Genomic DNA, 756 nt, shown 5'->3' with positions numbered 1-756 from the left:
CTTTGTTCAGCTTGACGGTCACTTTATCGTCTTGGGCTTCAGTGGTGATGTTGTCGTCGCCGGCAACGGTCACGGTGGAGCCGAGTTTTTCGATATTGGTGCTGCCGCTGTCGCCGTTGAAGGTCAGGCCTTTGGTGTCAACGGTGGTTTTGGCATCTACACCTTTTTGGATGTCGTCTTTGGTGTCTTGCGCCAAGTCGATGCTGTAGTCGGTCACGTTGTTCGCGTCTTCTGCTGAAGCAGTGACGGTCACTTTGTCCGAACCTGCGCTCGCAGTCGTGCCTTTGGCGTTGACGGTATAGATGTCTTGGCCGTTGGCGCCGGTCGTTTTCACCACATCTTTGATGTTGGTGCCGGCTGCAACCTCGGTACGGGCGGCGGCGCTTTGCTGTTTCAGCTGGCTGTAGTTGACGGCGTCGGTGTCATCGGTACCGGCGGCAACGTTGGTCACTTTGTTGCCGGCGGCATTGATGCCTGACTTGGTCACACTCGGGCCACCGGTAATGGTGAGGCCGTCTGAATTCAGTTTGCTGTCGCCTGCGGTGACGCTGTCAACAGTGATGTCTTTGGCCAGTTTCAGCTGTGCGCCACCGGCTACGGTTTCGCTGATGATGTTGCTGTCGCCTTTGACATTGATGGTGTCACCCAATGCGTAGTTGTTGCTGCCGGTGGTACCACCGAAGTTGATGCCTTTGGCGATATTGGCGGCGTTGTTGGCTACGTTTTGGTTGGTCGCAAACAGTTGGCTGCCGTTAA

1 pseudogene is annotated in these 756 nt (G+C 55.8%); it reads right to left on the bottom strand.

What is annotated here, in order from left to right:
- Positions 1–756, bottom strand: a pseudogene (locus tag ACTHUE_RS19615) (hypothetical protein); the annotation flags it as partial.

It is taken from the genome of Neisseria sp. P0021.S005 (assembly GCF_051956955.1).
The sequence above is the reverse complement of the archived record's forward strand: the minus strand, read 5'-3'. Positions and strand labels throughout refer to the sequence as shown.